The sequence below is a fragment of the Shewanella sp. ENK2 genome (assembly GCF_043568515.1).
Taxonomy (GTDB): Bacteria; Pseudomonadota; Gammaproteobacteria; order Enterobacterales; family Shewanellaceae; genus Shewanella; species Shewanella japonica.
Window position 1 is genome coordinate 4683656 of the sequence record NZ_CP171406.1, and the last position, 17637, is coordinate 4701292.

A 17637-nucleotide genomic window follows, 5' to 3' on the forward strand; every position below is an offset into this window, starting at 1 on the left:
CCAATGACGATATCGATCGCTTATATTTGAATTTAAGGAGTCAGTATGCCGGTTTATGTTCAGCAAGGTCAGATACCTGCTAAACGCCATATCGCTTTTGAAAAAGAATCAGGCGAGCTTTACCGTGAGGAGCTTTTTTCAACTCATGGTTTTTCAAATATTTACTCCAATAAGTATCACCACAACATGCCAACCAAAGCCTTGGCTGTTGCGCCTTATGCATTAGATCACGGTGAAGCTTGGCAAGATTCGTTAATCCAAAACTACAAATTAGATTCGCGCCAAGCAGATTGTGACGGTAACTTCTTTAGTGCCCGTAACAAAATTTTTTATAACGCTGACGTGGCGATGTATACCGCTAAGGTAACCCAAGATACTCACGAGTTTTACCGCAATGCTTACGCTGACGAAATTGTATTTGTGCACAATGGCGAAGGCACACTCCTAAGTGAATACGGCGAGTTAGCCGTTAAACAATGGGACTATTTAGTCATTCCTCGTGGTACCACCTATCAGCTTAAATTTAATGATTTAACGAATGTCCGTTTGTTTGTCATTGAAGCTTACTCGATGGTGGAAGTACCGAAGCATTTTAGAAATGAATACGGCCAAATGCTTGAGTCTGCTCCTTATTGTGAGCGAGATATTCGCACTCCACTACTCAAAGATGCCATAGTTGAACAAGGCGAATTCCCATTAGTCAGTAAGTTTGGTGATAAATACCAAGTCACCACTTTAGAGTGGCACCCATTTGATTTAGTGGGCTGGGATGGCTGTGTCTACCCTTGGGCATTCAACATCACCGAATATGCACCTAAGGTTGGTAAAATTCATTTACCGCCGTCTGATCACATCGTTTTTACTGCTAATAACTTTGTCGTATGTAACTTTGTACCACGCCTGTATGACTTTCATCCGCAATCGATTCCTGCACCTTATTACCACAACAACATCGATAGCGACGAAGTGTTGTATTACGTCGACGGTGACTTTATGAGCCGCACAGGCATTGAAGCGGGTTATATGACTTTACATCAAAAAGGTGTCCCCCACGGACCGCAACCAGGTAAAACCGAAGCCTCCATAGGTAAAACTGAGACTTATGAGTACGCCGTTATGGTCGACACTTTTGCACCACTGAATTTAACCGCCCATGTAAAAAACTGCATGAGCGACGATTACAACCGTTCTTGGATTGAATCATAAACACTGATTCACCTTTACATAATCAAACGTCACCAAAGAGTGGCGCTAAAAGCAAAATAAATTAAGGAAAACACAATGGCGAGCGAAACAAACCCACTTGGTCTTTTAGGCATTGAATTTACAGAATTTGCCAGCCCTGACACTGATTTTATGCATCAAGTGTTTATTGACTTTGGTTTTTCTATGCTTAAAAAAGCAAAAGCGAACGATATTGTTTACTACAAGCAAAATGATATTAACTTTTTACTGAACAAGTCTAAGCAAGGCTTCTCAGCGGACTTTGCTAAGTCACATGGCCCTGCTATTTGTTCTATGGGTTGGCGCGTTGAAGATGCTGAATTTGCTTTTAACGAAGCTGTTGCACGTGGTGCAAAACCAGCTGACGATGCAGCAAAAGATATGGCTTACCCAGCTATTTACGGTATTGGCGACAGCTTAATTTACTTTATTGATGTGTTTGGTGAAGCGCAAAACATATACAAAAATGATTTTGAAGATTTAGCCGAGCCAATGATTGTTGAAGAAAAAGGCTTCATGGAAGTCGACCACTTAACCAACAATGTTTATAAAGGCACCATGGAAAAATGGGCAAACTTTTATAAAGACATTTTTGCTTTCACTGAAGTTCGTTACTTTGACATTAGCGGCGCACAAACGGCATTGGTGTCTTATGCTTTGCGTTCACCAGACGGTAGCTTCTGTATTCCAATCAACGAAGGTAAAGGCAACAACAATAACCAGATTGATGAATACTTAGGTGAGTACAATGGCCCAGGTGTGCAGCATTTAGCATTCAGAAGCCGTGATATTGTTGGCTCACTTGATGCGATGGAAGGCACTGCGATTAAAACGCTAGATATTATTCCAGAGTATTACGACACGATTTTTGATAAGTTGCCACAAGTGACTGAAGATCGTGATCGCATTAAACATCACCAAATTTTAGTTGATGGCGATGATGAAGGTTATTTACTGCAAATCTTCACCAAAAACTTATTTGGCCCTATCTTCATTGAGATCATTCAACGTAAGAACAATCTAGGCTTTGGTGAAGGTAACTTTAAAGCTTTGTTTGAATCTATCGAGCGAGATCAAATGAAACGTGGTGTGCTTTAACCTATTTGTCATGCGAATTAAGGCTTAATCCTCTCCCCGAATTACGCCCTTAAGCGCATGTTAAGGCTAAAGCAAAAGCCCGCTGTTATTAACAGCGGGCTTTTTACATTAAAGGGGTCAGGAAATATTTATCAAAGATTAACTGATGTGCAAAGGAGGTGACTAAAGTTTTCATCGACACAAGCGGCTGGCTTTTACCAAATTAAAACGGCACTTCACATTCAATATTCATCAATTGTTTGGTTACTGGATGGGTAAAGCTTAAATAGCTAGCATGCAATAGTAACCTTGACGCAAGAGCATGTGACTCACTATTGCAATATAAGTCACACCCTAAAATGGGATGGCGTATATATTGGCTATGAATTCTTAATTGATGAGTACGCCCTGTTATTGGAGTGAACTTCACTTTTGTGATTGGTATTTGTTGAGTGCAGGCGCTATCTACTATTGTCAGCATAGTTCGCTCAAGTACTTCAAACTCTGATTTCGCTTGTTTGCCAGAATCAGGGCAAATCTTCATATAAGGAAAGTTTTCAGTATCTTTCGCAATTGCGGCATTAATCTCTCCATATTGAGCGAGCGCACTCGATACGTGACCATGCAAGGTTGCATGGTATGTTTTATCAATGGTTTTATCTTGAAACTGTTTCGTCAGTAGTCCATTGATGGATTTATTTAATGCCACCAGCATAATGCCAGATGTACCAAAATCTAACCTATGCACTAAGGTTGCACTTGGAAAGTCTTGCACAAGCCGATAATGAACCGAGTCTTTATTCAATGGGTTCTTGCCAGATAAACTCAATAAACCACTGGGCTTATTGATTAGCAGTAAATGTTCGTCTTGATACAGAATTGAGATTTGCTCAGCGCAAGGTGGGGCAATAAATTCAGTCATGGTTACCTAAACCGTCAATCAAGGTTGCATAGTAATAAAAAGGTGGCCAATTGGCCACCTTTTGTACTTAACTTGCATTAAGCCAACCGTGAAATTACAACATAAAACCCACTCTTATTGAGAGTCAGCTAACTTAAATCGAATCAACTCACTAAAAAGCAGTTGATTGACTGTCAGTAGCACCTTGGTTATCAGTTACCGTTAGCTGCACACTATTCGCTGTTCCTGCACGCCTTAAAACCAAGCGACGATTAACCATATGGCCATCATTAAATAGCCACTGCTGAGATGTGATATAGCCATCCTCGTCGGTACTAAATGAAATGAACAGATCAACGAACCAAAGGTCGATATGACGAATATTCGCAACTGGTGGAATATTCTCGATAAGATCTACCACCTCGACAACTTGGCTTTTGCTGCTAAGTACCCCTTGAGAATCTGTCACTGTCAACGTGATGGTATACGTGCCATTACTGCTGTACTCATAACCAGCCACATTACCTGAAGATGTCGCTCCATCCCCCCATGACCATTCATGCGTTAGTTGCTCATCATTATCGTCAGTTGATGTAGAAACAACATTGACAACACCACCTATCTGAGCCCAAGTAAAATCAGCTATTGGCGCTTGATTGCTGGGTAAAAACTGTAACTCAACAATCATAGGATCATGATCCGAAGAGCGATATGCATCAGCTTGATAATAATCACTTAGTTGCGCGTGCGATTTGTTCTCTTCATTGTAATCAATCACAACAGGTTCATCGGCATTTATGTGCCACTCTGACACATTTAGCACATGTTCAATCAATGCACTATTTGCTAATGCATGATCTAATTGCCCTGCTTTACCATTATATAGATACGAATAAGCGTTTGATTGGCCAGTGTGTTCAAACAACTCAATATAACCAGCTTGCTTCAATGCCGTAATAGGATCTTCTTTAGCGTAAGCATTTAAATCGCCTATCACTAATGCCTTTAACTCTTCACCATTGTCCGTAAACTCTTGTGCTAACCAAATAGCTAAACCTTGAGCGGCACGAGTACGAGTTACATTGCAATTGCCTTGACCGTCATTCATATCTGGATCGCCAATACTACTGCAGCTGCCCCCTTTAGATTTTAAATGATTCACCGCAACCACAAACGCTTCGCCTGATGCATCATCAACAAATACTTGCGCTAACATTGGGCGGTTTTTGCTACTATCAAAAAATACAGCGCCATTTTCATCTAATGGCGAATTAGCACTTAAAAGGATTTTCGCCTCCCCAACAGGGCTTACCTTGTCCGCTTGATACAACAGCCCTACTGCAATTTGATCAGTACCAATAATAGAGTTAGTTGCGCTAATGAATTGATATTTTGCTTCCCCCACTGCAGCATTAAGCTCAGCGACTAAGGTAGAGATAGCTGAGTTTGTGCCAAAGCCATCATTTTCAATTTCCATTAAACCAACAATATCTGCATCAATATTTAATAATGCACTGACAATTTTAGCTTGCTGACGCTCAAACTCGCTGACGCTATCAGCGCCACGGCTGGTTGGAAATCCTTGGCCTGCGCCATCACCATTAAAATAATTCAATACGTTGTAACTGGCTATCGTGACATCCGCTGCCAAAGAGCGCTCAGGCGATACTGTGCGAGGGTTGGTCGACACGACATTGACCATTTCGGTCGGCATCACTCGGTATTCATTAAAACCATAATGAAGTACACCCGTTAAGCTCGATACAGAATCACCTGCACGCAGTGTATTTGTTGCGGATAATTGCGGTGCAGGATAAGGGACAACATCAGGGTTTGAAGCCGTTATTCCATCGTCAAGTATCACCCGGTCATATTGGTAGCTAGCTTCTAGTGCAAGCGCATCAGCGCCAGGACTCATTATTTGTGTCCCAATAAAATGCCTGCTGCTACCTAATTGAGCTTCACCATATTTACCTAAATTACTGACTGAATTAACCACTAAGGTCTGCTCAAAACTCACTCGCATACCTTCGTACGGTTCCAGTCCCACACCTTCTAATGTGGGTAATGTCACCATTGCTGGCGTCGGTAAATTTTGTTGGGTTTGACAAATTGTCCATGCTGAGACATCCGCGAGCTCAGTTAGGTTATTATACTCTTTCACTTCTGCCTGAAGGCGGACACGGTCACCTGCATTCACCGCAATCGATGCATTTTCGGTATAAACAAATATGCCTTCTGACGTCATCGGATCGGCATCAGATTCAGCATCTGCCATTTGTAAGTAAAAGCCTTTTAAACCAGCTTGCATATCAGCCGTAACAATTGCCTCAACCACGACAGTCTCACCCAGTAGTGGGCTAATATCGGTTGCACCTTGAATCGCATGAATAGCTGTTGCTGTCTCGCCGCAAATGAGCTCCACGGGATCAACAGGGTCTGTTGGATCTGTTGGGTCAGTAACTGAGCCATTAAAGTTCCCTAAATCTGAAAAGTCATTTTGAGCAAAACCGAACCAATTGGCTAACGTCACCTCGTCGTCTACAACAACATCAGCCACTACGCCATCATGATCACGTCTTAACGTATTGTCTTTAGTTGATAATTCACCTTCTCCCCATTGCGAACCGGGATCAACCCCAACCTGACCGAGCGAGTCAATAATCTCTGATTGATTAAGTAATACAATGGCATCATCGCCATTAAAAAAACTACTCGTTGACGTTTGCTGTGCCTTGTCTAGTATTTCGCTGCTAGCATCATTATCAGCAAGAACAAACGTCGCCCCTGCTTGCACTTGGCCGACTAAGTCGATACTAGTGCCACTGGTTGTATTTCCATTAAAGTAAAACTGTAACTGATAACCCGTTAAATCAATGTCGCTTTCTGTCGGGTTATAAAGCTCAATTGCTTTATTGTTACTGCTACCTTCAATATATTCAGAAATAATAAGATCATCTGCAAAGGATGCTGAAGTTATCGCCGTACAAGATAATAGCCCCAGCGATAATGCGACTTGGCTTGGCTTAATGTACTGCTTAATGTATTGCTTAACGTCATTTGGTTTAGCACTTAAAAACATGTCGAGACCCCTAGATTTTTTCTTTCGTTATGTATTCGCCTTTTGGCGTTTTGGTAAATCTAAAAACCAATCGACTATAATGAGTATCGGTTGCAAAAATGTTAAATTCAGATTTCAATTATCTGAATTAATTGAAAATAACACTTTCGACTTATAAAACTTGATAGGTAGTTTGCCAGTCTTAAAAACCTGCTTTAGGTTAAATGCCAGACACAAAAAAACCGCTCATAGAGCGGCTTTTTTAGCTTGATGTACGCCTAACAACTAAAATATTACACGACGTTTAAGCGCTAAAGTTTTAGGTTAAAATTCTGACAGCGTCTTTTTAATTTCTTTTAAGAAGTCTGCGCCAAGTTTTGGATCTCTTAAACCGTACTCAACAAACGCCTTCATATAGCCCAACTTATCACCACAATCATGAGATTTACCCGACATATTAAAGGCTTCAACCGTGTCTGACTCAATCAACATATCAATAGCATCTGTTAATTGAATTTCATCGCCTGCACCTGGTGGTGTTTTAGCCAGTAAATCCCAAATTTTTTCAGAAAGTACGTAACGACCTACAACAGCTAAGTTAGATGGCGCTTCTTCTACTTTCGGTTTTTCAACCATTTTAACGATCGGAGATGACTGGCCCGGTAAAATTGCTTCGCCATTACAATCAGCAATACCGTATTTGTTAACTTCTTTCTCATCAACTGGCGCTACCATAATCTGACTAGCCGTTGTTTCGTTATAGCGACTGATCATCGTAGACAAGTTTTCAGTACGTTGATCAGCACTGTAACCATCAAGAATCACATCAGGAAGCACAACGGCAAATGGGTTTTCGCCAATACACGGTTTCGCACATAAAATCGCATGTCCTAGTCCCTTTGCCTCACCTTGACGAACATGCATAATCGTCACGTTTTTAGGGCAGATAGACTGAACTTCGTGTAATAATTGGCGCTTAACACGCTTCTCTAACGTAGATTCAAGCTCGTAAGATTTATCAAAGTGGTTCTCGATAGCGTTTTTACTCGCATGAGTCACTAAAACAATTTCAGTGACACCAGCGCTAACACATTCATCAACAATGTATTGAATCAATGGTTTATCGACAATAGGTAGCATTTCTTTTGGGATCGCTTTGGTAGCGGGCAACATACGTGTTCCAAGCCCTGCGACTGGTATTACAACTTTCATATCAATGTCCTTGTTAAAGATTAAGATTTTTGTCGATGAGATTTTTTGTCTGATGGCAGATAACGAACTTGCCAACACAACGTAATAATGGTGAGAAATAGCAATGTATTTGCAGGTGACTGAAGGTTAAAGTCGACCGAAATATGAATCAGCATAAACACGATGGCCATTGCACAACCAAAGGCGATACCCTTATATAGTTTATTGTTTCTTAGATACATAGTTCGGCACGCTAACCACAGTGCATACAATACCCAAAGCCCTAAAAAACCAGTGATAATGACACCATACTCAATTGAGAACTGAATATATTCATTATGAGCATGGTCATAAAAACCACTGTAAAACTGGGGCTGATAAGCCGGAAAAACCGTATAAAAGCTCCCCCACCTGTGCCTGTTAAAAGGTGTTCTTTAATGATAGGTAAACTGTCTATAACAACTTGGTCTCGAGTCTCAGAAGCAAAGCTTGTATCTTGAATTCGTTGTTTAACTTTATCGACGCCAAACATCGAACCTATGATAATTAAATCAAGGATAAAGATACTCATCACTAAAGGTTTAAAGAACCTAGGCTGGCGTTTATAAATAAAAATCGCGATTAATGACGTCAAACCTAAGGCAGTAAAAAAACCTGCATTACCCATTCTAGAGCGGCTTAGCACTATGCCTATCACCATGATGACTATGGATAAGCGCAATATTAACTTGCGGCTAAATAAAGTGGATAAGACAGAAACAACAAACTCTCTAACATCAAATTTAGCACTTGATGTTTTTAACTCAGACACTAACCAACCAAATGCTATACATAGGCACAGACCAAGATAATTAGCGAAATGATTTTGATATACAAATGATCCTCTTGCTTGTGAGCCATCATTAAAACCAAATACCGGTGAAGCATCTAAGTTTACCAAGCTTAAACCTGTACCATAAGTTGCCTGAAAACATCCAGAAATAACAATAGCAATCAACAATAACTTGAGTGTTTTTGGGGTTTGAAAATACTCCGATAACAGCACAATATAAATGACAAAACAGCACGTTTTTATCAGTTGTTGAATTGATTGATAACTGTCAACTGTTGATATACTAGGTATCCATCCCACAATTTGAAGGCATTGATAGGCAACAAAAAAACCAACAGGTAATAGCAGTTTTTTTGCCACTTAAACGTCAGAAATAATCGATCATGCTTAACACAGTTCAGTAAGTGGGTTAACCCTAATATGACAATAAATATTTCAAGTAAGGACAGTGCCCAAATACGATTACTACCTAGAGGAATGGGTGCCCAGATCACTAGAGCGCAAAGGCACCAAGTCATCAGCATCGAAAAGAAAGTGGTTTTCGCCATTATTAATGCACTTCTTTAATTAGGTTTTCAGAACAAAGCGCACGATTTAGCCAATCAATATTTTCTTCTGATAAAGGTTTTTGTTGATAACGAAAAAAAGAACAAAGAGTGTTCTGCCTGTTATATTTTGTTGATAAGTATTCTAATTTTTTGCGTAAACGCCAATTTGAATTAACCGCTAAAAGTGATAAATCAAAAATACGACTCTTTTGCGTTGCAGATAGATTTGGCCAATAAGCCAGTCCAATCGCCAAGGCTTGTTCAATATTTTCAGTAATATAAGGTCCGTATTCAAAACTTTGCTCACTGTATTGCCAAGCTTTTGGAAAATCATGCTGAATAAAAGCTAAGTTGTAGGCGTAATCAGCATAAGCATTTGGCCAGGTGGGACGGTTATCTATTGCACGCATGTATAAATGATTGAACAACTCATTATTGGCAACGGAGTAACCTTCAAACACTCCCCACTCCATCACTTTGGCAAATGTTAGCAAATAATGAGGGTTGGCAGGTTCAATGTTAGCGGCAAACTCAGCAGCAAGATAAGCATTGGAATATTGTTCTTGATTAATGGGCTCATTTTGCCATTTATCAACATAAAACGATGACTTAAAATGATATGCACTCGCCAATATTTTTTGCCCTAAAAGCGGCAATGAAACCAGCATTGATATAATTAAAATGCAATATATGCCATTTCTGATAGTTAGATTAAATTTCATCATGATTTTAAAAATAATGACTCAGAAATGGCTCTAGGATTATCAAGCACCAATGCATCAGCGCGATGTTGACCTACGAGTTTTTCAGCGACTTGATATGCCTGTTTTAATTTTGGCGGACGACGGTTTATCGAATGAGAGTCAGAAGCAATAATAGTATAAAGATTTTGTTCCAAAAATAACTGACTTAATTGCAGCGGCTTATCTCCCATATCACCAAGAAGTGAAGATGCAGTTAATTGAAATAAACACCCCAACCTTTGAAACATTTGAATTCGTTCAGGGTGAGTTTGAAGTTCCCTATTTCTTTCAGGATGAGCAATCATAGGAGTAATATTGCGAGTAACTAACCAGCGAACTAATTTATCAGCACCAGGCGGTATATGACTACTTGGAAGCTCTAACAATAACACGTCTTTATCTTGGTATTTTCCGAGAAAAGGAATTTGACTGTTTTCAATAAATGGGATTATTTCTGGGCAAATTCTCACTTCTGCAGCTGTATTAAGGGCAAGGTTTAACTGGCTAAACCGAGTGTCATTCACCAGCAATTCGTATGCTGCATTGATGGACGCCAACGTATTATCGAAAATTCCCAAATGGATATGTGGCGTAGCAACAACATGGGTTATACCTTGCTCTGCTGCAAGCTGCAGCAGAGCAATCGATTCATCTAGTGACTTAGCCCCATCATCAATACCAGGCAAAATGTGACAATGCAGATCTATCATGATGCTTTTTCGTTATCTTGTTTAATGGCATAGTCTTGGCCATATGCTTGATAATAACCATAATCACCGTTGTAATGCTTCGCTTCTTTAGTATTAAACTGATTAAGCACAACACCCACCACTTTTCCACGTGCTTGATTGATTTTCGCTAAGGTCATTTTTATAGCATCAATCCGTGTATTAGCAGATTTTACAACGACAACTACCGCATCACATTTCGAAGATATAACCAATGCGTCACTGACGGCATGCACAGGTGGTGTATCGATGATGATTTTTGTATAAGACTTTTTCAGCTCAGCTAATAGAGCAGCAAACGTTTCAGAAGATAAAAGTTCTTGTGGATTTAGCGGAATAGCACCAGCTGGCATGATGTCTACATTTGGCTTAATATCGCTAATAATACAATTTTCAACTGTGTCCGTTTTAGCCAGTAAATTAGCCAAACCCGGTTGATATGTTGGTAAACCAAATCGCACACCCAAACTTGATTTACGTAAATCCGCATCTATAAGCAGAACCTTCTCCATCGTCGAATAAGCAAATGCTAAATTCATTGAGACATTTGTCTTGCCTTCGTTGGGCACAGAAGAAGTGACTTCAATGGTATTTAAATCACTACCAATGCTCATCAAAGAGATAGAAGTTCTAATTGTACGTACAGCTTCTGAATGTAAGGGAGGTTCTTGTCATAGAATGCAAAATTAATATCTTCGAAAGAGGCTTTTTTATTTGCTTTCGGAATGTAACCTAATGCACGTTGAGCCAATAGCTTTTCTACATCTTCATTACTCTTTACCGTGTCATTTAAGGCCTCAAGTAAAAGCACCACAACGCCACCAAAAACTAAACTTGCAAAGAAGGTTAATAAAACCAGCACTTTCTTTTTAGGTTTAACCGGTAATAACGGGACAACAGCTCTATCGGTAAACCTTGCAATCGGCGAGTCAAAATCCCCTGTCACTTCGGTTTCTTTTTGACGAGCAAGAAAGCTTTCAAACAATTGCTGATTTGTATCAATTTCACGGACCAAACGGCGATAGTCAGTGTCAATACTACTCAAATTTTGATAAGAGCCTTTTGAATCATTGAACTGTGCTTGTAGATCTTGTAGCTTTTGCGCGGCAGTTTTTGCTTCATCCTCAATACCTTGAACAAGGCGTGTAATTTGTCGATGTAGGTTTTTCTCAACGGTAGCGAGTTCTGCATAAGCGGCAATCATTTTAGGGTGTTTAGGGCCGTAAACTTGCTCTAATTCAGACACTTTTCTTTCGACTAAAACGACTTCCCGTTTCACATTTTGAATTGATTGATGTGACGTCACTTCTGGCAAGCTTTCGAGCCTACTGATATCAGTTGCACCATATCGTTGTACCACAGACATGAAACTATCAGCTTGGGCTTTTCGTGACCGTGCTAGCGTTATTTCGTCTCGCAGGCTTTCGAGTTCTTTAGCATCTAGTGCTGTAACACCTTCAACGTCAATAAGTCCATTATTGATTTTAAACTCTTCAAGGCGATTTTCAGATTCATCGAGCTTAAGCCTCAACTCTTCTAAACGACCACCTAACCAGACGTTCGCTTTATGAGTCATGCCAGATTTAGCTTCGAGTTGACTTAATATATAGGTATCACCAATGGCATTCGAAACCAGTGCAGCAAGATTAGCATCAGGGCTTTCGTAACTGATTTTAACTAATTGCGTATTTCTGACAGGTGAAACTGAAATATTCTTTGAAAAGCCTTCTATCAAACGTTGTTTTACCGCATTTTCATCGACATTAAACTCCCCAGCTTGTTCTTTGGGGACAAACTTTAAGTTCGATTTTAGCTGAGAAAGTAAACTAGGCGGTTGATTAAAAGTGGGATGATTAATTAAATCTAAATCATTAAAAACTCTTTCTGCGATAGTGCGAGATTTTATTATTTCAAATTGGGTTAAATAATACTCTTGTTGACCAGAGTTTATACCATACACTTCGTCAATTTTAATCGCTTTCGCTTGCTCTGATTCTATTAATAACGTTGAAGTCGCACTGAAAATCGGTGTCATACTTAATAGAAAAAACGAAACTAATACAGATACCAAAACTGAGAACGTCAGTATTCGCCATTTATATCGAAAAAGTGGCTTAAACATTTTCTTAAAATCAACAATCTGATCCATAGGTTGCTGAAGAAAAGAAGTTGCTTGATTATCGTTTTGAATCATTAAAAGAATCTCTGTTCAATTGTAATAGTATCGCCAGCATTTATTTTGCTGTTAATTGACCCTTTTTCAGAGTCGATTTTACTGTTTTCTCGAGATATGAATATTTTATCTCTCGATGCTCTTTCCGTTAATCCACCAGCTAGCGCAATAGCTTGGTTAATTGTCATTCCAGGATTGTAAGGATAACCACCAGGTTTATTAACTTCACCATGAATATAAAATGGACGATACTCAATCATGCCAACATATACATTTGGTTTAACGAAATAGTCGCCTTTAAGGCCGTTGTAAACTAAGTGTTCAACTTCTTTAATCGTTAACCCTTTGACATTTAAAGAACCTAAAAAAGGGTAATTAATTTTACCGCTATTTGTTATTTGTGTTTCTAACGTTAATGCTTCTTCACCGTAAACTTGAATAATAATGGTATCGCCAGATCCTAAACGATAACTTTCATTGGCATAAACATTTCCAGTTATGGCAAATAAAAAAATAACAAGTGAACAAATTATAGTTTTCAACGACCTCTCCTTTACATTGTCATTTCAGCACGGATGAAATAAACATTGCGATCATAATCGAATCTATCTTCAGTTGAAGAATTTTGATTAAAGTCGACTCCTGGTTTTATCAATAACCAACGAGTAACTGCGTACTCTAATGCAACTCTTACTGAGCTAGTGTCATCTTCTCGAGCAACCCCTGTGTATTCTTCATTTGTGAATGTATACGCTACTGTACTTGCTAAAAAGTCAGACCATTCATGTTTCCATTTTACCCCATAGTTGGTTTCTTTAACGTAGTCACCAAAGCTATTAGGATCTTTACTATCACGGCCTGTTGTGAAATCAAATTGGCTGTATGTTAATGGTTTCCACGTTAATTTCGCATCCCATGCAATACCACTAAAATCTTCTCTGTCACTATTATCAAACGATTTATTTTGATAACCAACCTTAACGTGACCTTCTGTCGTTGATGTAGCTTCCCAGCTCATACCAAGTTTGGCATTTTGAGTTTGACTATCGCGATCCCCAGTAGGGTCAAGTTCATCATAACTCGTGTCGATGTTCTTCAATTCAAGGAAAAAGCTACTTGATGATTGAGTATCATAAAAAATGTCGCCCCTAAAATGACATCATTATAATTACGGTACTGTGTCACTGACTTAAAGTTGGTATATTGTTTCTCAAAATACTTAGCGTTAAGTTGAACACGTGCTGGCGTCCCACGAGCACCATATTCGTAGTAACCCCCTACCGAATACAGTTCATATGTATTAGGCTCATCTTGTACACCACCAGCACCAGCAAAAATCCCCGTACCTCGATCGTCATGACCATTAATATACATAGCATTAAGGTTAAATTTATTAGATTGATTTATCTCAACATCGCCATTAGCTTTTAATAAGAAATCAAGATAATTATCATCTGAACTATCAAAATATTCAGCATACTCTAGACCCGCTTCTACTGAATAAGCATTATTACCATCAAGTAATTCGGCTTTAACAGCAGGGGTAACAGTTAGTATCCAACTGTCTTGTTTATTATCATTTGAACTAGCAATGTTATCATCGTATTTCAGAGCCGTATTTAAACCTGGTGTGATATCAACGCCAGATTCCGTTCTAATAACACTCGCATTTTCATTCGCAGAAAAAGCAGAATGACTCATAAAACTTGTAACAACCAATGCTAATGCTTTTACTTTAAACTTAGGATTCATTTCCTTTGACCTTAATAATTAATCATTAATTAAATAAACTGTTAGTAAGCGTTTTTTCCAACAAAACCTTTAAAAATAGTCATAAATACAATTTTGAAGTCCCACATTAAGGACCAATTTCGTATGTACGCTAAATCGAACTCAACTCTTTTTTCCATCTTATCTAGGGTATCTGTTTCACCACGCCAACCATTGATTTGAGCCCATCCTGTAATACCTGGCACGACTTTATGGCGGAGCATATAATACGAAACAAGGCTTCTATATTCTTCATTGTGGGCTACAGCATGAGGACGAGGGCCAACAACTGACATATCACCAAATAACACATTAAAAAACTGAGGTAATTCATCCAAAGATGTTCTTCTTAAAAACCTGCCAACACTGGTGATACGAGCATCGCCTTTTGTTGCTTGCGTGACCACTGATGCGTTTTCCACCACAGTCATGGAACGAAACTTCCATACTTTAATCTTGCGACCATCTAAGCCGTATCTGTCTTGTTTAAATATCACAGCCCCTTTCGAATTCAGCATAATAGCGATGCTAATCGCGATTAATAATGGAGAAAGCGCAATAATAGCAACGGCACTGAAAATAATGTCAAACGTACGTTTATAAAAATGTTTCATTCCATTTAGCGGCGACTCAAATACACTAATAGTATCGATTGAGCCCACACTGCCAATCCTTGCTTGCATCAAGTTTTTAAGCATGAAGTCAGGGATAATGAAAACGTCCACTGTGGTGTCACCGGTTTTTTTAATGATTTCGGCAATTCTTTTTTCAGCCACCATAGGTAAGCAAATATACAATTTTTGAATCCGACCAGCTTTGGCTAGATCAATCGCTTTATCGATATTTCCTTCTAACAAATTAATTGGCAGACCAGTCATTCTATCCGGCTGTCTGTCATCGTAAAAACCTGCAAAACGAAAACCTAATTCAAAGTGCTGCTCGATTTCATCGTAAAGTTGATGCCCACTTTTTGTTAAGCCAATGATGGCAATATCTTGATTGTTCCGACCACTTTTACGTCTGTTACTTTTAATAACTTTCGTAACGACTCGCCAACTGATTAATAAAATAAATGCAGAGAAAAACCAACCAACAATAACAACCCTAGAAAATGAATCACCAAGTTTAAAAATAAAAAGAATTGCCGATAAGCACATAAAAGTAAGCGACACAATACAGCTTAATAATAAAATCATTTTCGAGAACTTACCTACTCGCCAAGAGCGATATAATTGCATTGACTCTGACAAGTAAGCGTAAATTAATAGTGTACTTATGATTAAAGTAAAATAGTCCTGCGAAAATTCAATACCATATGATAATGCTGCTATAACAAATGTTGTAATAATTATAAATATATCTACCAAACGATATAGAAAACTATATCCATCAGTTTCTAATGAGAAAGAGTTATTAGCTAACATTATAAAAACCTTAATGTTGATTTAGTTGATTACGACTAAATGAGGTATTCGAACTTAAAAATAAAAATATAATGAAAGTAAGCCAAATAAAGCCAACTCCCATAAATGCACCACTTTCAGAAAATCCAAAACACAAAATAGTGACAATTCCTGAAGCGGAAAGCACTCTATTTGCTGATGCATAATGACTAAATGGAAACTTGAATATGTTAGTTAAAACAAGCGATAGAAAGGCAAATAAACCGACAAATCCTATCCCTAGAAAAACATCTAAAAACGAATTATGTGCAGACTTTGCTTCCCAACCAAAGTCCAGTGAAAACTGATGCATAATCTCTGGTCTTGAAAATAGGCCTAGGCCATGACCAAATAAAGGTTTATCCATACCGACATAAAACAGTATTTCCCACAACTCCGTTCTGCCAGTTAACGTAGGGTCTTTACCTAAAGCATAGGTAATTTGCTCAAAGTACACTGAAAAAGTGAACGTACTAACAAACACAATGACGAGAAATAAATAGTAAAGAATGACTCTGACTTTAGGGTTGGACAAACTTAGAATAAATGTAAAAAAGACAAAACAAATCAATCCTAAACCAAATAAAACTAAAGACGTTGTAGATTGTGACTTTGCAACACCGATAAAGCTTAAAAAATAAATAAATGCATATAATTTATTATTACTCGCATTTTTTGAAATTATATAATACAAACAAAATAGTGAGGTTAATACGCAAAAGAAGCCAAATACATTTTTATGTAAAAAAAGCCCTCTTAACGCCCCAGCATGATTTGCAGCCATAATGCCATATTGTGGAAGAAGCAAAGCATAAATAAAGCTGCAGATTAATACCAAAAAAACAAAAACGGAGAAATTATGTACCATTGCATTTATACCAAATCGTGCACGGTAAAAACATAACGGCAAAATCACCACAACAAAAGACAATAAATATCTTACCGAAAGCCCTTTGTAATGCGACAGCACAATAGATAAGACTATAGCTAGACCAAGCAGCATTAATGAAACTGAGTTAAAACGCAGAGCCTGCAAACATTTAGGGTAAATATAAACATATACAATGATTAGCCCCAAAATTAACGCCTGAGCAAGTTTTTGAGGTAGATAACTTGCTGATCCCAATTGAGACTCAACATTTGGATAACCAATGCCGATTCCTGAAGTTCTAAAAAAACTAGGAAAAGCATCGTACTAAGCAAAATGTATTCTAATCTATCCCTAGTTAATCCCAAGATATTGCCTCAAATGTGTAATCCGAATATGAATAGTTAAATCGATCACCTAAGCGCCATGAAGTAGGTTTATAGATACCTAATTTAATAAATGGGCCCTTGTTGTCATTAAACGTATTCGGCCCCTTCAAAGAAGCAATTTGCTCACCATTAATGTTAACTGTTAGCCATGCTGAATCGGATATTGATAATATTCCTTCTAATTCGAACTTATAGATTTTGTCAGGTTCAATGTCGTAATCAGCAAAAAATAACCGAGAAGAAATAGTATTTCCAGAGTTTGAACAATGACCAGAGTCAGTAATTGATAGCAGACTTTTATCCCAACGATTAAACATACGTAATTGACCGTTTAACACTTCTAATGCCATGACAGGGCAACGCCAGTCCTCACCCATTTTTTTATCTGGAAATGAATGTATTTGGAAAATACTGTGCCACTGACTATCTGTTTTATTTACGCTGCTCGTTGAGAAACTGAATGAAAGACTAAAAGGTTTATCTAGCACTAAATCTGCCTGATTAGTTATTTCACAACGTTTCTTACTTCTTTCTCGGTAACCTAAAGACGAGTAAAAATTATCGGTGTTTATTTGATGCTCGCTTGAACTGCATTCGCGTCCCCATTCGTTAAAATTCTGCGATGTTTGCGATTGTGCAGCGCTCGTTAAAGTCATTAACAGGCAGCAAGCGAAAAATAGGGCTAGGTAT

At 38.5% G+C, this 17637-nt stretch carries 16 protein-coding genes; 2 read left to right on the top strand and 14 right to left on the bottom strand.

Annotation, left to right across the window (positions count from 1 at the left end; translation table 11 throughout):
* Positions 1 to 45: 45 nt before the first annotated feature.
* On the top strand, positions 46 to 1206 hold the full coding sequence (locus ACGEDC_RS20465; RefSeq protein WP_055023299.1) for a homogentisate 1,2-dioxygenase: 1161 nt from the start codon (positions 46 to 48) through the stop codon (positions 1204 to 1206).
* 75 nt (positions 1207 to 1281) lie between these two features.
* The gene (gene hppD, locus ACGEDC_RS20470; RefSeq protein ID WP_055023300.1) at positions 1282 to 2322 is read left to right on the top strand and encodes a 4-hydroxyphenylpyruvate dioxygenase; all 1041 of its coding nucleotides are present in this window, start codon (positions 1282 to 1284) and stop codon (positions 2320 to 2322) included.
* A 202-nt stretch (positions 2323 to 2524) separates the two neighbouring features.
* On the opposite strand, the gene ACGEDC_RS20475 is transcribed toward hppD, so the two are convergent.
* From ACGEDC_RS20475 to ACGEDC_RS20540, 14 genes are all read right to left on the bottom strand, one after another.
* Positions 2525 to 3223, bottom strand: a complete 699-nt coding sequence (locus tag ACGEDC_RS20475; protein WP_394495450.1) for an RluA family pseudouridine synthase — start codon at positions 3221 to 3223, stop codon at positions 2525 to 2527.
* A gap of 151 nt (positions 3224 to 3374) precedes the next feature.
* Positions 3375 to 6284 carry an ExeM/NucH family extracellular endonuclease gene (locus tag ACGEDC_RS20480; RefSeq protein ID WP_394495452.1) on the bottom strand — a complete coding sequence of 970 codons (2910 nt, stop codon included), beginning with the start codon at positions 6282 to 6284 and terminating at the stop codon, positions 3375 to 3377.
* A 303-nt stretch (positions 6285 to 6587) separates the two neighbouring features.
* Positions 6588 to 7475: a UTP--glucose-1-phosphate uridylyltransferase GalU gene (gene galU, locus ACGEDC_RS20485; protein WP_055023303.1), complete on the bottom strand. Its 888-nt coding sequence runs from the start codon at positions 7473 to 7475 to the stop codon at positions 6588 to 6590.
* Positions 7476 to 7737: 262 nt separating this feature from the next.
* Complete coding sequence (locus ACGEDC_RS20490) at positions 7738 to 8454, bottom strand: O-antigen ligase family protein (RefSeq protein WP_394495455.1); 717 nt, start codon at positions 8452 to 8454, stop codon at positions 7738 to 7740.
* Between the two features lie 382 nt (positions 8455 to 8836).
* Positions 8837 to 9466, bottom strand: a complete 630-nt coding sequence (locus ACGEDC_RS20495) for a hypothetical protein (RefSeq protein WP_394495457.1) — start codon at positions 9464 to 9466, stop codon at positions 8837 to 8839.
* 89 nt (positions 9467 to 9555) lie between these two features.
* A complete protein-coding gene (locus ACGEDC_RS20500) occupies positions 9556 to 10287 on the bottom strand; it encodes a tyrosine-protein phosphatase (RefSeq protein ID WP_394495459.1) in 732 nt (243 codons plus the stop codon).
* Entirely contained in the window at positions 10284 to 10919 is a 636-nt protein-coding gene (locus tag ACGEDC_RS20505; RefSeq protein ID WP_394495461.1) for a CpsD/CapB family tyrosine-protein kinase, read from the bottom strand. Before ACGEDC_RS20505 ends, ACGEDC_RS20500 begins: the two co-directional genes overlap by 4 nt.
* Positions 10919 to 12499, bottom strand: coding sequence for a GumC family protein (locus ACGEDC_RS20510; protein WP_394495463.1), 1581 nt, complete (start codon positions 12497 to 12499; stop codon positions 10919 to 10921). The genes ACGEDC_RS20505 and ACGEDC_RS20510 overlap by 1 nt, the downstream gene beginning before the upstream one ends.
* Positions 12499 to 13020, bottom strand: coding sequence for a polysaccharide biosynthesis/export family protein (locus ACGEDC_RS20515; protein ID WP_055023307.1), 522 nt, complete (start codon positions 13018 to 13020; stop codon positions 12499 to 12501). Before ACGEDC_RS20515 ends, ACGEDC_RS20510 begins: the two co-directional genes overlap by 1 nt.
* Positions 13021 to 13031: 11 nt before the next feature.
* Complete coding sequence (locus tag ACGEDC_RS20520; protein WP_394495466.1) at positions 13032 to 13577, bottom strand: outer membrane beta-barrel protein; 546 nt, start codon at positions 13575 to 13577, stop codon at positions 13032 to 13034.
* Complete coding sequence (locus tag ACGEDC_RS20525; protein WP_394495468.1) at positions 13574 to 14230, bottom strand: outer membrane beta-barrel protein; 657 nt, start codon at positions 14228 to 14230, stop codon at positions 13574 to 13576. The genes ACGEDC_RS20520 and ACGEDC_RS20525 overlap by 4 nt, the downstream gene beginning before the upstream one ends.
* Positions 14231 to 14271: 41 nt before the next feature.
* Entirely contained in the window at positions 14272 to 15672 is a 1401-nt protein-coding gene (locus tag ACGEDC_RS20530) for an undecaprenyl-phosphate glucose phosphotransferase (protein ID WP_080915927.1), read from the bottom strand.
* Between the two features lie 10 nt (positions 15673 to 15682).
* Positions 15683 to 16816, bottom strand: coding sequence for an O-antigen ligase family protein (locus ACGEDC_RS20535; RefSeq protein WP_394495471.1), 1134 nt, complete (start codon positions 16814 to 16816; stop codon positions 15683 to 15685).
* A 100-nt stretch (positions 16817 to 16916) separates the two neighbouring features.
* Positions 16917 to 17603: a heparin lyase I family protein gene (locus ACGEDC_RS20540; RefSeq protein ID WP_394495473.1), complete on the bottom strand. Its 687-nt coding sequence runs from the start codon at positions 17601 to 17603 to the stop codon at positions 16917 to 16919.
* Positions 17604 to 17637 lie beyond the last annotated feature (34 nt).

Coding starts and splice junctions, on each gene's coding strand:
- galU (WP_055023303.1), bottom strand. CDS start 7,475: ATGAAAGTTGTAATACCAGTCGCAGGGCTTGGAACACGTATGTTGCCC.
- ACGEDC_RS20530 (WP_080915927.1), bottom strand. CDS start 15,672: ATGTTAGCTAATAACTCTTTCTCATTAGAAACTGATGGATATAGTTTT.
- hppD (WP_055023300.1), top strand. CDS start 1,282: ATGGCGAGCGAAACAAACCCACTTGGTCTTTTAGGCATTGAATTTACA.
- ACGEDC_RS20475 (WP_394495450.1), bottom strand. CDS start 3,223: ATGACTGAATTTATTGCCCCACCTTGCGCTGAGCAAATCTCAATTCTG.
- ACGEDC_RS20505 (WP_394495461.1), bottom strand. CDS start 10,919: ATGAGCATTGGTAGTGATTTAAATACCATTGAAGTCACTTCTTCTGTG.
- ACGEDC_RS20525 (WP_394495468.1), bottom strand. CDS start 14,230: ATGAATCCTAAGTTTAAAGTAAAAGCATTAGCATTGGTTGTTACAAGT.
- ACGEDC_RS20500 (WP_394495459.1), bottom strand. CDS start 10,287: ATGATAGATCTGCATTGTCACATTTTGCCTGGTATTGATGATGGGGCT.
- ACGEDC_RS20540 (WP_394495473.1), bottom strand. CDS start 17,603: ATGACTTTAACGAGCGCTGCACAATCGCAAACATCGCAGAATTTTAAC.
- ACGEDC_RS20480 (WP_394495452.1), bottom strand. CDS start 6,284: ATGTTTTTAAGTGCTAAACCAAATGACGTTAAGCAATACATTAAGCAG.
- ACGEDC_RS20510 (WP_394495463.1), bottom strand. CDS start 12,499: ATGATTCAAAACGATAATCAAGCAACTTCTTTTCTTCAGCAACCTATG.
- ACGEDC_RS20465 (WP_055023299.1), top strand. CDS start 46: ATGCCGGTTTATGTTCAGCAAGGTCAGATACCTGCTAAACGCCATATC.